This is a genomic window from Nocardiopsis sp. iso_238 (assembly GCF_056173325.1).
This window is the reverse complement of the sequence record NZ_CM149668.1, coordinates 1,928,045-1,940,988: the sequence shown is the minus strand read 5'-3', so window position 1 is coordinate 1,940,988 and position 12,944 is coordinate 1,928,045. Positions and strand designations below refer to the sequence as shown.

The 12,944-nt window shown below is 72.4% G+C and carries 10 protein-coding genes; 2 read left to right on the top strand and 8 right to left on the bottom strand.

Annotated elements, in window-relative coordinates; translation table 11 throughout:
• Positions 1-8: 8 nt before the first annotated feature.
• The 3 genes from AC0VYL_RS08665 to AC0VYL_RS08655 are packed head-to-tail and all read right to left on the bottom strand — an operon-like array spanning position 9 to position 5,421.
• A complete protein-coding gene (locus AC0VYL_RS08665) occupies positions 9-2,048 on the bottom strand; it encodes an acetyl/propionyl/methylcrotonyl-CoA carboxylase subunit alpha (RefSeq protein ID WP_475482833.1) in 2,040 nt (679 codons plus the stop codon).
• 14 nt (positions 2,049-2,062) lie between these two features.
• Positions 2,063-3,661: an acyl-CoA carboxylase subunit beta gene (locus AC0VYL_RS08660; protein WP_475482832.1), complete on the bottom strand. Its 1,599-nt coding sequence runs from the start codon at positions 3,659-3,661 to the stop codon at positions 2,063-2,065.
• On the bottom strand, positions 3,658-5,421 hold the full coding sequence (locus tag AC0VYL_RS08655; protein ID WP_475482831.1) for an acyclic terpene utilization AtuA family protein: 1,764 nt from the start codon (positions 5,419-5,421) through the stop codon (positions 3,658-3,660). Before AC0VYL_RS08655 ends, AC0VYL_RS08660 begins: the two co-directional genes overlap by 4 nt.
• Positions 5,422-5,573: 152 nt before the next feature.
• Between AC0VYL_RS08655 and AC0VYL_RS08650 the strand changes: the two genes are divergently transcribed.
• Together AC0VYL_RS08650 and AC0VYL_RS08645 are read left to right on the top strand one after the other, a co-directional pair.
• Positions 5,574-6,071, top strand: a complete 498-nt coding sequence (locus tag AC0VYL_RS08650; RefSeq protein WP_475482830.1) for a hypothetical protein — start codon at positions 5,574-5,576, stop codon at positions 6,069-6,071.
• A gap of 79 nt (positions 6,072-6,150) precedes the next feature.
• Positions 6,151-6,723, top strand: a complete 573-nt coding sequence (locus AC0VYL_RS08645; protein ID WP_475460996.1) for a hypothetical protein — start codon at positions 6,151-6,153, stop codon at positions 6,721-6,723.
• A 4-nt stretch (positions 6,724-6,727) separates the two neighbouring features.
• Here AC0VYL_RS08645 and AC0VYL_RS08640 read toward each other — a convergent pair whose 3' ends face one another.
• The 5 genes from AC0VYL_RS08640 to AC0VYL_RS08620 form a co-directional block, all read right to left on the bottom strand.
• Positions 6,728-8,017 carry a thymidine phosphorylase gene (locus AC0VYL_RS08640; RefSeq protein ID WP_475482829.1) on the bottom strand — a complete coding sequence of 430 codons (1,290 nt, stop codon included), beginning with the start codon at positions 8,015-8,017 and terminating at the stop codon, positions 6,728-6,730.
• Positions 8,018-8,114: 97 nt separating this feature from the next.
• A complete protein-coding gene (locus AC0VYL_RS08635; protein WP_475460990.1) occupies positions 8,115-8,528 on the bottom strand; it encodes a cytidine deaminase in 414 nt (137 codons plus the stop codon).
• Positions 8,507-9,766 carry an ABC transporter permease gene (locus tag AC0VYL_RS08630; protein ID WP_475460988.1) on the bottom strand — a complete coding sequence of 420 codons (1,260 nt, stop codon included), beginning with the start codon at positions 9,764-9,766 and terminating at the stop codon, positions 8,507-8,509. The genes AC0VYL_RS08635 and AC0VYL_RS08630 overlap by 22 nt, the downstream gene beginning before the upstream one ends.
• The gene (locus AC0VYL_RS08625) at positions 9,763-11,316 is read right to left on the bottom strand and encodes an ABC transporter permease (RefSeq protein ID WP_475482828.1); all 1,554 of its coding nucleotides are present in this window, start codon (positions 11,314-11,316) and stop codon (positions 9,763-9,765) included. The genes AC0VYL_RS08630 and AC0VYL_RS08625 overlap by 4 nt, the downstream gene beginning before the upstream one ends.
• Positions 11,313-12,920, bottom strand: coding sequence for an ABC transporter ATP-binding protein (locus tag AC0VYL_RS08620; protein WP_475482827.1), 1,608 nt, complete (start codon positions 12,918-12,920; stop codon positions 11,313-11,315). The genes AC0VYL_RS08625 and AC0VYL_RS08620 overlap by 4 nt, the downstream gene beginning before the upstream one ends.
• Between the last annotated feature and the right edge of the window lie 24 nt (positions 12,921-12,944).

Here is a 12,944-nt window from a genome sequence, read left to right as displayed (position 1 = left end):
GGCACCAGTCACTGATCAGGCCCTTCGTTGTCGGTGTGGTCGAGGACGGCCAGTGGGGCCCCGGCCGGGACCCGGTCCCCCGCGCCGACGGGCAGTTCCCGCACGGTCCCGGCGGCGGGGGCGGTGACGCGGTGCTCCATCTTCATCGCCTCCATACGCAGCAGGGTCTGCCCCTCCCGGACCCGGTCCCCCACCGTGACGTCCACGGCGGTGACGGTGCCGGGCAGGGGCGCGGGCAGCGCGCCGGGGTCGACGGTGGGTTCGGGTTCGGGGAGCGGGTCGACGGGGGTGAGGGTGACCGCGCCCAGGGCGGACTCGACGTACACGTCCGTGCGGCCGGGGCGGGGTCCGTACACGTCGAAGGCGCGCCGCAGCCCGTCCACCTCCAGCACCACGTGCGCGGCCGTGGCCGAGAGCACCCGGACCCCCTCCCGTTCGGGCAGGTGGGCGCCGCGCACCGAGCGGAAGGAGGAGGTGGTCCCGCGTCCGTCGGGTGTGGTGTGGCGCCGCAGGTGCGGAGCCGAGGGCAGGTTGCGCCACCCGGCCGGGACGCCCGGCGGCAGGACGCCGCTCCCCCGGGTGGCCTCGACCGAGGCCAGGGACGCGGCGAGCGCGGCCAGATCCTCGGTGTCGGGGTCAGCGAGGGGGCGGGCGAGCTCGATCAGGCGGTCGCCGGTCAGTAGGCCGGTGTGGAGCCGTTCGGGCCGCCGCTCGGCCTCCGTGAGGTCCGGGTGGCGCAGGGCGCGGACGAGCAGGTCCCGGTTGGTTCCCACCCCGTGCACGCGTGCTTGGGCGAGGGCGGCGGACAGGCGGCGCAGGGCGTCGCGGCGGTCGCGGCCGTAGGCGATGACCTTGGCGAGCATGGGGTCGAAGTCGGTGCCGACGGTGTCACCCGCCTCCACCCCGTGGTCGAGGCGCACCCCGGGTGTGGTGAGCGGCGCGAAGGAGACGTCGGCGGCGGGGACGTCGAAGGCGTGCAGCGTGCCGGTGCGGGGCCGCCAGCCGTCGCGGGGGTCCTCGGCGTACAGGCGGGCCTCCACGGCGTGGCCGCGCGGAGCGGGCGGCCCGGTGTCGGGCAGCGGCTCGCCCTCCGCGATCCGCAGCTGCCACTCCACCAGGTCGAGCCCGGTGACGCACTCGGTGACGGGGTGCTCCACCTGGAGGCGGGTGTTCATCTCCAGGAAGACTGGTTCCCCCAGGCCCCCGTCCGCCACCGGGACCAGGAACTCGGCCGTTCCGGCCCCCGTGTAGCCGATGGCGGCGGCGAGGTCGCGGGCGGCCCGGTGCAGTCGCTGGCGGGTCTCCTCCGGCAGCCCGGGCGCGGGCGCCTCCTCCAGGACCTTCTGGTGGCGGCGCTGCGCCGAGCAGTCGCGCTCGCCCAGCGCCCAGACCGTGCCGTGGCGGTCCGCGAGGATCTGCACCTCCACGTGGCGGCCGCGTTCCACGTAGGGCTCGCAGAATACCGTGGGGTCACCGAAGGCGGAGGCGGCCTCGGAGCGGGCGGTCTCGGCCTCGACCGCGAGGGAGTCGAGGTCGCGGACCACGCGCATGCCGCGTCCGCCGCCCCCGGACACCGCCTTGACCAGGACGGGGAGGTGTTCGGCGCGGACGTCGGCGGGGTCGAGGGCGTCCGCGACCGGTACCCCGGCGTCACGGGCCACCTTCTTGGCGAGGGTCTTGGAGCCCATCTGCTCGACCGCCTCGGCGGAGGGCCCGACCCAGGTCAGCCCGGCGTCGACGACGGCGCGCGTGAAGGCGGCGTTCTCGGAGAGGAAGCCGTAACCGGGGTGGACGGCGTCGGCCCCGGCGGAGCGGGCGGCGGCCACGAGTGCGTCGGGGTCGAGATAGGCGTCGACGGGGCCGCGCCCCTCGGGGACGGGCAGGCGCACGGCGGTGTCGGCCTCCCGCACGTGCGCGGCGTCCTCCTCGCCGGGGGCGTGCACGGCGACGGTGGCCACGCCGAGGGTCCGGCAGGTGCGGATGATCCGGCGGGCGATCTCGCCCCGGTTGGCGATGAGCAGGGTGCTGATGGGACGGGTGGGGGTCATGGTCCTTCCCCTTCTCACATTCGGAAGACACCGAAGCGGTCGGTGCCGCGTACCGGTGCGTTGCTGGCGAAGGACAGGCACAGCCCGAGGACGGTGCGGGTGTCGCGGGGGTCGATGACGCCGTCGTCGTAGACCCGGCCGGACAGGAAGGTCGGCAGGGACTCGGCCTCGATCTGGTGCTCGATCAGCTCCCGCATGGCGGCGTCCTGGTCGTCGTCGTAGGGCTGCCCCTTCTTGGCGGCGGAGGCGCGCGAGACGATCGAGACGACCTCCGCCAGCTGTTTGGGCCCCATGACGGCGGAGCGCGCGCTGGGCCAGGAGAAGAGGAAGCGGGGGTCGTAGGCGCGCCCGCACATGCCGTAGTGGCCGGCGCCGTAGGAGGCGCCGATGAGCACGGAGAAGTGCGGGACGGTGCTGTTGGAGACGGCGTTGATCATCATCGAGCCGTGCTTGATGATCCCGCCCTGCTCGTACTCCGCGCCGACCATGTAGCCGGTGGTGTTGTGCAGGAACACCAGCGGGGTGTGGGAGCGGTTGGCGAGCTGGATGAACTGGGTGGCCTTCTGCGCCTCGGCGCTGAACAGCACGCCGTTGTCGTTGGCCAGGAGGCCGACCGGGTACCCGTGCAGGGTGGCCCAGCCGGTGACCAGGCCCGGCCCGTAGGACGGTTTGAACTCGTCGAACTCCGAGCCGTCCACCACGCGCGCGATGACCTCGCGCGGGTCCACCGGGACCTTGAGGTCGGGCGGCATGATCCCCAGGAGCTCCTCGGCGGGCAGGAGGGGTTCGCGGACCTCCCTGGCGGGGGCGGGTCCGGTCTTGGTGTGGTTGAGGCGGGCCACGATGCGGCGGCCGAGACGGATCGCGTCGTGCTCGTCCTCGGCCAGGTGGTCGGCGAGGCCGGAGACCTCGGCGTGCATGCGCGCGCCGCCCAGCGACTCGTCGTCGCTCTCCTCACCGGTGGCCGCCTTGACCAGGGGCGGGCCGCCGAGGAAGACCTTGGAGCGGTCCCGGACCATGACCACGTGGTCGCTCATGCCGGGAACGTAGGCGCCGCCCGCGGTGGAGTTGCCGAAGACCAGGGCGATGGTGGGGATCCCGGCGGCGGACAGCTGGGTGAGGTGGCGGAAGGTGCCGCCGCCGGGGATGAAGATCTCCTTCTGCGTGGGCAGGTCCGCGCCGCCCGACTCCACGAGGCTGATCATGGGCATCCGGTTGCGTTCCGCGATCTCCCCGGCGCGCTGGGACTTGCGCAGGGTCCAGGGGTTGCTGGAGCCGCCGCGCACGGTGGGGTCGTTGGCGACGACCACGCACTCGACGCCCGAGACGACTCCCACCCCGGTGACCACGCTGGCGCCCACGTGGAAGTCGCTCCCCCAGGCGGCCAGCGGGGACAGTTCGAGGAAGGGGCTGCCCTCGTCGAGGAGGAGTTCGATCCGTTCCCGGGCCAGCAGCCCGCCTCGGGCCCGGTGTCGCTCCACGTAGCGTTCACCGCCTCCGGCCAGGGCCTTGGCGTGTTCGGTGTCGAGCTCGGCCAGCTTGGCGAGCATGGTGTCTCTGGCCTCGGCGTAGGCCGGGCTCCGGGTGTCGAGTCCGGAGGTCAGGACGCTCAAGGGCCCTCCTCGGGTCGCGGGGTCTCGGGCAACGGGATCTCGGGGAGCAGGGACTCGGGGACGGGGAGGCGGCGGGCGCGCAGCCACTCACCGAGCCCCTTGGCCTGGGGATCCAGCCCTTCGCGGCGGGCGGAGCCGGTCGCGAGGATCCCCTCGATCCAGAAGTTGGCGGCCCGCAGTCCGGGCAGCAGGTGGCGGGTGACCCGGAGGTCGGCGGTCTCGGGGAGGAGCTCGCGCAGGGTGTCGGCGGTGAGGGTGTGGGCCAGCCAGCGCCAGCCCTCGTCCGAGGTGGCCCACACGCCCACGTTGGCGTCGGCGCCCTTGTCACCGCTGCGCGCGCCCAGCACCAGGCCCAGGGGGACGAGTCGGGTCGGTCCGTCGGGCGGGGGCGCGGGGAGCGGGGGTTCGGGGACCTCCGTGAGCGCCCTGGTGTGCCCGGGGTGCGGAACGTGCTCGCGTTCCCCGTCCGGGGTGATGACGGTGTGCTCGACCTCGGCGGCGGGGACCAGCGCGTGGGTGACGGTGACCCCGTCGGGGCGGGCGTCGCGGGGCGGCGCGGTCATGTGGAACCCGGCGTAGCTGGCGAGGGCCAGCTCCACGGCGGCGGCGCCGAAGCGGCGTCCGATGACGGCGGGGTCGTGGTCCCGGGCGACCACGCGCAGCCGGGCGGTGGCGTCGTCCTGGGTGTCCCCGTGGGGGTCGCGGGCCGGGACGAACTCGAACCGGAGGTCGGCGGGCCCCCGTCGGGCCAGGGCGGCGCGCAGCTGGCGTTCGGCCCGGGCCGCCTTGTCCCGGGCGTCCAGGCCGGTGACGAGGAACTCGACCTCGTTGCGGAAGCCGCTGATCCCGGTGAGGCCGACCTTGAGGTCGGGCGGCGGGGCCTCCCCGGTGACCCCGCTGATCCGTACCCGGTCCTCGGCCTCCTGGTCGAGCCGGACGGTGTCCAGGCGGGTGGTGACGTCGGGGCCGGGGTAGCGGGCGCCCCGGATCTCGTAGACGAGCTGCGCGGTGACGGTGCCCACGGTGACCGCGCCGCCGGAACCGGGGTGCTTGGTGATCACCGAGGTGCCGTCGGCGGAGACCTCCGCGATCGGGAACCCGGGGTGGTCCAGGTCGCGTCCGGCGAGCTCGCCCGGCAGGGCGTAGTTCCCGCCGGTGGCCTGGGCGCCGCACTCGATGACGTGCCCGGCGGCGGTCGCCCCGGCGAGGGCGTCGACGTCGTCCCGGGTCCAGCCGAAGTGGGAGATGGCGGGGCCCACGGTCAGGGAGGCGTCGGTGACGCGACCGGTGACGACGATGTCGGCCCCCGCGTCCAGGCACCGGGCGATCCCGAAGGCGCCCAGGTAGGCGTTGGCGGTGAGGGGGGTGCCGAGGTGGAGTTCCTCGGCCCGGTACAGCAGGTCGTCCCCGGTGACGCAGGCGATCCGGGGCTCGAAGCCGAGGCTGTCCGCGAGTTCGGTGAGGCGGTCGGCCAGGCCCCGGGGGTTGAGGCCGCCCGCGTTGGTGACCACGCGGACCCGGCGTTCCATGACGGTGGCCAGGCACTCGCGCATCTGCCGCAGGAAGGTGCGGGCGTAGCCCCGGCTCGGGTCGGCCAGCTGGTCGCGGCCGAGGATGGCCATCGTGAGTTCGGCCAGGTAGTCACCGGTGAGCACGTCGACGGGGCCTTCGGTGAGCATCTCGTGGACGGCGGCGAGGCGGTCACCGTAGAAGCCCGAGGCGTTCCCGATCCACAGAGAGGGGGCTGCTGTAGCGGTCATGGGAACGAGGGTGACACCGGACACAGAAAAGAACAAGCACCCGTGATTGTTTTTCCCCTGAAGGGCACTCCCGGGCGAAATGGCCGGAACCGGCCGCAGTCAACCGGTTGCGGCGCCACGTATCGGGGCGGACGCGGGGTATTTTGGCGCGCGTGAGTACCTCCTCAGAAGACACCGCGTCCCCCGCATCCCCCGACGAGACCTCGGAGTCCACCGAGACGCCCGAGCCCGGCCCCACCCCCGAGGCCCCCGCGTCCTCGGTGTCCTCACCCGCCTCCGAGGCGTTCCTCGAAGGCAAGCCCGCCCCGCGCCGCGCCCCCCTGTTCGGCCCCGGGACCCTCAGCGTGACCGGCCTCCTCCTGCTGGCCACCACCCTGCTGTCCACCCAACTGATCGGGATCTTCAACACGCAGACCCTGATCGGCGCGGAGGGCTCCCTCAGCCCGGCGGTCCAGGGCGAACTCACCGGCGCCGGACTGTTCTCCGCGCTGGCCGTCCTGTGCTCGGCCGCCGCCCTGTTCCGCTCGGGCCCCGAGACCAGCCCGTGGGTCCGCGGCCTCTCAGCCGCCACCGTGCTGGTGGGGCTCCTGTTCGTCGTGCTGACCGTGCTGTCGTACGTGCTGCTGAGCGCCCCGACCCCCGGCGCCTGACCGGAAATTGGCGGTATCCCTGGCCTGAGCAGGTGATTCTTAGGTCCCGCTTATCCGGATACGCGGGTACGTTGGCCGCGTGAGTACCGCACCGGAAGACAACAAGCCCGAGAACACCACGAGCACCGGCGGGGGCTCGCCGCAGCCGAAGTTCGAGCCGGGATACCCCGCCGAGGCCCCCGGCACGGCGGAGGCCGCCGACACCGACACCGCGGAGGGCGGACCCACCGAGGAGGAGGTCGGCCACGACCACGAGTTCGAGGTCACCGAGACCGAGCCCCGCCCCGGCGGCGCCTTCTCCAGCGAGACCCTGAGCATCGTGGGCCTGGCCCTGCTCGCCGTCACCATCTTCTCCGGCCAGCTGCTGGAGCTCCTCACCAGCATGATCATGCTCGGCGGCCAGCCCATCGAGGGCGGTCAGATCCGCTCGATCGAGGCCCAGCTGTGGATGGGCGGCGCGGTGGCACTGCTCACCGTGCTCGCCTCCACCCTGGCCCTGGCCCTGCTCAACCGGGGAACCAGCCTGTGGGCGCGCTGGTCCGCCACGGCGACGACGGTGGTCGGTTTCCTGTTCGTCCTCGTCGCCGCCGCCGCGTTCCTGCTGGTGCCGGACGCCGCCCCGCAGCAGATGATGCCGACCATGCCGAACTAGGGCGTCAGGAGACCCGGTCGATGACCAGTGGGTTCGGCTTCCGCTCGGCCGCGCCGCCGATGTCGAGGGCGCCCTCCAGCGCCTGGGCGGCGCGGTCGAAGCGTTCGGGCTCGTCCGCGTGCAGGGTGAACAGCGGTTCGCCCGCCGTGACCTCCTCGCCCGGCTTGGCGTGCAGGGTGACCCCCGCGCCGAAGGAGACCGCGTCCTCCTTGCGGGCCCGGCCCGCTCCCAGACGCCACGCGGCCAGACCCACCTGGTAGGCGTCCAACCGCGTGACCACACCGCTGGCCGGAGCCAGGACGGTGCGGCGCTCGGCCGCCACGGGCAGCGGCGCGTCCGGGTCGCCGCCCTGGGCGCGCACCAGCGCCTTCCAGGACTCCAGCGCGCTGCCGTCGCGCAGCGCCTCGGCGGGGTCCTTCACCCCGTCCTCCCCGGGCGTCAGCCCCGCCGCGACGAGCATCTCGCGGGCCAGCGCCACGGTGAGCTCCACGACGTCGGCGGGGCCGCCGCCGGAGAGCACCTCCACCGACTCCGCGACCTCCAGGGCGTTGCCGACCTGGCGGCCCAGGGGCGTGGCCATGTCGGTGAGCAGGGCGACCGTGCGGACACCGTGGTCGTTGCCGATGTCCACCATGGTGCGGGCCAGTTCGCGGGCGGAGTCGGCGTCCTTCATGAACGCCCCCGAACCCACCTTGACGTCCAGCACCAGCGCGGCGGTGCCCTCGGCGAGCTTCTTGCTCATGATGGAGGCGGCGATCAGCGGGATGGACTCCACGGTGCCGGTGACGTCGCGCAGGGCGTACAGCCTGCGGTCGGCGGGTGCCAGTCCGCTCCCGGCCGCGCAGATCACACCGCCGGTGTCGGTGATGACCCTCCGCATCTCCTCGGTGGAGAGCGACGCCCGCCACCCGGGGATGGACTCCAGCTTGTCGAGGGTGCCGCCGGTGTGCCCGAGCCCGCGCCCGGACAGCTGCGGCACGGCCGCTCCGCAGGCCGCCACGGTGGGGGTGAGCGGGAGGGTGATCTTGTCGCCCACGCCTCCGGTGGAGTGCTTGTCCGTGGTGGGCCGGGCCAGGTCGGTGAAGTCCAGCCGGTCGCCGGAGGAGAGCATCGCCTCGGTCCAGCGGCTCACCTCCGCGCGGTCCATGCCGCGCAGGAAGATCGCCATCGCCAGCGCCGCCATCTGCTCCTCGGCCACCTCGCCACGGGTGTAGGCCCCGATCACCCAGTCGATCTGCTCCGGGGAGAGGCGTCCCCCGTCTCGCTTGGCGCGGATGATCTCGATGACGTCCATGTCATGTTCCTTCCGTCGTGAAGAGGTGGTGCGAAAAGACGACTCCCCGGCCGCCGTGGGTCGGCGGCCGGGGAGACGACCGGTGTTCCTCCGCCCGTCAGGCGAGGTTGTGCGGTCCGAAGGCCTGGGGCAGCACGCGTTCCATGGGCAGGATGCCCTCGGGCGTGTCCACCAGCAGGTCCGGCCCGCCGTGTTCGTAGAGGAGCTGGCGGCAGCGCCCGCACGGCATCAGGGTCCGGCCCTGGCCGTCCACACAGGCGAAGGCGGTCAGCCGACCGCCGCCGGAGGCGTGCAGGGCGCTGACGAGTCCGCACTCGGCGCACAGGCCCACACCGTAGGAGGCGTTCTCCACGTTGCAGCCGCTCACCACCCGGCCGTCGTCGACCAGTGCCGCCGCGCCCACCGGGTAGTTCGAGTAGGGCGCGTAGGCGTGCCCCATGGCCTCCCGGGCGGCCTCCCGGAGGGCCTCCCAGTCCACGTCCTGTGCGGTCATGACCTGCTCGCCCTCCACTGTTTTCCGATCCCGGCGGGTGCGCGCAGCCGTTGCGAGGCCAGCGAGAGCACCAGCAGCGTGGCGATGTGCGGGCTGTAGGTCGCCAGCTCACGCGGCAGCGAGTCGGTGCTGAAGTACCAGAAGAGCAGGACGATCGCGGCGAGGAAACCCGCCACGGCGATGCCCTTGCGGTCCTTGCGCACCTGCCACACGGCCACCACGAGCAGGACCACGGCCAGGAGCAGCAGCAGCGCGTGGATGGCCGCGCCGCCGCCGCGCAGCTGGAGCGCGTCCGTGTAGCCGAACAGGGTCGCGCCCATGGCCAGGCCGCCCGGGCGCCAGTTGCCGAAGATCATCGCGGCCAGACCGATGTAGCCCCGGCCGCCGGTCTGCCCCTCCTGGTAGATCTGGGAGGCGACGATCGCCAGGAACACGCCGCCCATACCGGCCAGACCACCGGAGATGATCACGGCCACGTACTTGAGCGTGTACACGGGCACACCGAGGGACTCGGCGGCGTCGGGGTTCTCACCGACCGAGCGCAGCCGCAGGCCGAAGGTGGTCTTCCACAGCACCAGGTAGCTGATCGGGACCAGCAGGATGGCGATGAGGGTCAGCGCCGACATCCGGGTGGTGAGGCCGATGACCAGCGCGGCCAGGTCGCTGACCAGGAAGATGCCGCTCTGGGCCACCGGGGCGAGCGCCTCCGGTAGCCACGGCAGGTTCAGGGTCGGGAACGACGGGGCCGACGGGGACTGGGCCGCGCCGGCGCCGGGGATGTCGGAGTAGACCAGGATCGACAGGTAGCGCATGGCGCCCAGGGCGAGGATGTTGATCGCCACACCGGACACGATGTGGTCCACCGCGAAGGTCACGGTGGCCACCGCGTGGACCAGGCCGCCGAGCATGCCGCCCAGGGTCCCGGCCAGCAGGCCGATCCAGGGGTCGTTGAAGCTCCACGCGAAGTAGGCGCCGAACCACGTCCCGAAGATCATCATGCCTTCGAGGCCGATGTTGATGATGCCCGCGCGCTCGGCCCACAGACCGCCGAGGGCGGCCAGACCGATCGGGACCGCGAAGGTCAGCGTGGTGCGGACGGTGCCCGCGTCGGTCAGCATGTCCTGGCCGGTGATGACCCGCAGGCCCGCCAGGGACACGAAGACCGCCATCAGCAGGGTGAGGCCGCGCCAGCGCGACCACCCCCGGGGCCGGGACGCCTTGGTCACCGGCTCCATCACGTTGAGTTCCTGGCTCACTGTGCCTCCCCGCCGCGCTTGTCGTCGGTGCCGTCGGTGACGGGACCGTCGGAGGCGCCGCCGTCGGACACGGCCGCGGGCTCCGGGGTGGACTCGGTCGTACGGCCGAGCTGCCTGCCGATCTGCTGCTGCTGGTAGCGGCGGCCCCAGCGGTGCACGACCTCGTAGACCACGACGACCGTGAGGACGATGGTGGCCTGCGCGATGACGGCGATCTCCTGGGGGATGCCGTCGAAGGGCAGGATGCCCGCCGCCTGGGTGAGGAAGGCCCAGAACAGGGAGGCGAAGACGATGCCCACGGGGTGGTTGCGGCCCAGCAGCGCGATCGCGATGCCGATGAAGCCGATCCCCGTCGGGAAGTCGAGGGCGTAGTAGTGGGAGTTGCCCAGCAGCTGCGGCAGACCCACCAGACCGGCGACCATGCCCGAGAAGAGCATGGACAGGAAGACCATCTTCTTCACGTTCACGCCGCTGGCCTCGGCCGCCGACTGCGACTGGCCGGTGGCCCGCAGCTCGAAGCCGAACCGCGTGCGGTTGAGCATGATCCAGTACCCGATGCCCACCGCGACGGACAGCAGGATCAGACCGTAGATCTCCCGGTCCGACCCGAGGAAGGTCGCCGGGATGCCGGGGACCCAGCCGGACTCGGGGATGGGCGGGGTGCCGATGTTGTTGGTGCTGATCTCGACCGCGAGGCGGCCCTCGCTCAGCAGGTAGGCGGTGATGCCGGTGGCGATCGCGTTGAGCATGATCGTGGAGATCACCTCGGACACGCCGCGGGCCACCTTGAGGTAGCCGGCGATGCCCGCCCACACGCCGCCGACCACCACGGCGGTGAGGATGACGACGAACTGGCTGAGCACCGGCGGCAGCACCAGGTAGCCGCCGACGGCGGCGGCCAACAGCGCGGCGAGCCGGTACTGGCCGTCCACGCCGATGTTGAACAGCTTCATCTTGAAGCCGATCGCCACGGCCACGGCGGCCAGGTAGTAGGTGGTGCTGTCGTTGATGATCTGCACCAGGCTGTTGGGCCGGGTGCCGTACTCCAGCATCCGCTCGAAGGTGGGCAGCGGCGCGATGCCGCTGAAGTACAGGACGGCGGCGGTGACGCCGATCGCGATCACGCCCGCCGTCAGGACGGCGGCGAAGGACAGCGCCATCATCGCGGAGAGGCGGTGGAAGAGCGCGAACGCGAGCAACGAGCCGACCACCGCGCCCAGCGCGGCGGCCACGGGCTCGATCAGCGAGAGGTCGAGCATCCACGCGGCGACCAGGCCGCCCACGACCGACAGCACCAGGGCCATCGGGACGACGAGGATCTTGTGGAGGGGCGTGCCCTCCTCCTTGGTGCCGTCGGAGCCCGCCCGTCCCCGGTCGGGGGTCATCGGGGCCAGGGCGGCCACGAGACCGAAGGCGAGGACGACGCCGACGATGAGCGCGGCCCACCACAGCAGGAACAGGTCCAGGACGACGGTGGCCAGTCCGCCCAGGACGACCGCGAGGAGGATCACGATCGGTGCCGCGACGGTACGGCGTCCGGTGTCACTCATGCGCCGCCCTCGCTCTCGTTACGGTGGGCGCCCTCAGCACCGCTGTCACCTTCTGTGTGCGCGTCGGCGCCGCCCAGTCCGGCGCCGGTCATGGCGGAGCCGAGCTGTTCGGGCGTGACGCTGGTCGGGTCCGCCTCCGCGACCAGGCGGCCGCGCAGGATGACGTGGAGTGTGTCGGACATGCCGATGAGCTCGTCGAGGTCCGCGGAGATCAGCAGCACGGCCAGCCCGGCGGCGCGGGCCTCGCGCAGCTGCTCCCAGATGGCCGACTGCGCACCCACGTCCACGCCCCGGGTGGGGTGGGCGGCGACCAGGAAGCGCGGGTTCCCGCTCATCTCCCGGCCGATGATGAACTTCTGCTGGTTGCCCCCGGACAGCGCGTCCGCGATGACGTCGATGTTGGGGGTGCGCACGTCGTACTCGGAGACGATGCGCTCGGAGTCGGCGCGGGCGCCGGGCCGGTTGATCCAGGCGCCGTTGACGCTGGGCTCCCGGGTCTGGTGGCCGAGGACGCGGTTCTCCCAGAGCGGGGACTCCAGCAGGATGCCGTGCCGGTGGCGGTCCTCGGGGATGTAGCCCACCCCGGCCTCGCGGATGCGCAGCGTGGACCAGTGGGTGATGTCGTTCTCTTCGAGGGTGATGGTGCCGGAGGTGGCCCGGCGCATCCCCATGATGGCCTCGATGAGCTCGGACTGGCCGTTGCCCTCGACCCCGGCGATGCCGACGATCTCGCCCTCGCGGATGTCGAGGGTGACGTCGTCGACGACGGGGCGGCCCTCGGACGAGAGCATGGTGACCCCGGCCAGGGAGAGCACGACCTTGTCGGTGACGGTGGACTCGCGCAGCTCGGGCACGGGCAGTTCGCCGCCGACCATGAGGGTGGCCAGCTCGCGGGCCGTGGTCGTGCGCGGGTCGGCGGTGGCCACCGTGGTGCCGCGGCGGATGACGGTGATGTCGTCCGCGACCGACAGGACCTCGTCGAGCTTGTGCGAGATGAAGATGACCGTGAGGCCCTCGCGCTTGAGCACGCGCAGGTTGTCGAACAGCTCGTCGACCTCCTGCGGCACCAGCACGGCGGTGGGCTCGTCCAGGATGATCGTCTGGGCGCCCCGGTAGAGCACCTTGAGGATCTCCACGCGCTGGCGGTCACCGACGCCCAGGTCCTCCATGAGGCGGTCGGGGTCGACGCCGAGCCCGTACTGGGCGGACAGCTCCTGGATGCGGGCCCGCGCCTTCCGGCCGATGCCGTGCCTGCGCTCGGCGCCCAGGACCACGTTCTCCAGGACGGTGAGGTTGTCGGCCAGCATGAAGTGCTGGTGGACCATGCCGATGCCGTGCCTGATGGCGTCGGAGGGCGAGTGGAAGCGCACCTCCTGGCCACGGATGTGGATGGTGCCCTCGTCCGGCCGGTGCATGCCGTACAGGGTCTTCATCAGCGTGGACTTGCCCGCCCCGTTCTCGCCGACGATGGCGTGCACGGTACCGGGAGCCACGGTGATGTCGATGTCGTGGTTGGCCACGACGCCGGGAAAACGTTTGGTGATCCCGCGCAGCTCAACGGCGGCGGGTTCGTTCGACCCGCCGCCCGATGGCGTGCTGCTCATCAGACTCCTCTGTGGGAATGTGCG

What these genes read in the sequence shown, in the direction of transcription:
- AC0VYL_RS08655 (WP_475482831.1), bottom strand. Translation starts at nt 5,421, where the DNA reads ATGACCGCTACAGCAGCCCCCTCTCTGTGGATCGGGAACGCCTCGGGC.
- AC0VYL_RS08640 (WP_475482829.1), bottom strand. Translation starts at nt 8,017, where the DNA reads ATGGACGTCATCGAGATCATCCGCGCCAAGCGAGACGGGGGACGCCTC.
- AC0VYL_RS08625 (WP_475482828.1), bottom strand. Translation starts at nt 11,316, where the DNA reads ATGAGTGACACCGGACGCCGTACCGTCGCGGCACCGATCGTGATCCTC.
- AC0VYL_RS08665 (WP_475482833.1), bottom strand. Translation starts at nt 2,048, where the DNA reads ATGACCCCCACCCGTCCCATCAGCACCCTGCTCATCGCCAACCGGGGC.
- AC0VYL_RS08620 (WP_475482827.1), bottom strand. Translation starts at nt 12,920, where the DNA reads ATGAGCAGCACGCCATCGGGCGGCGGGTCGAACGAACCCGCCGCCGTT.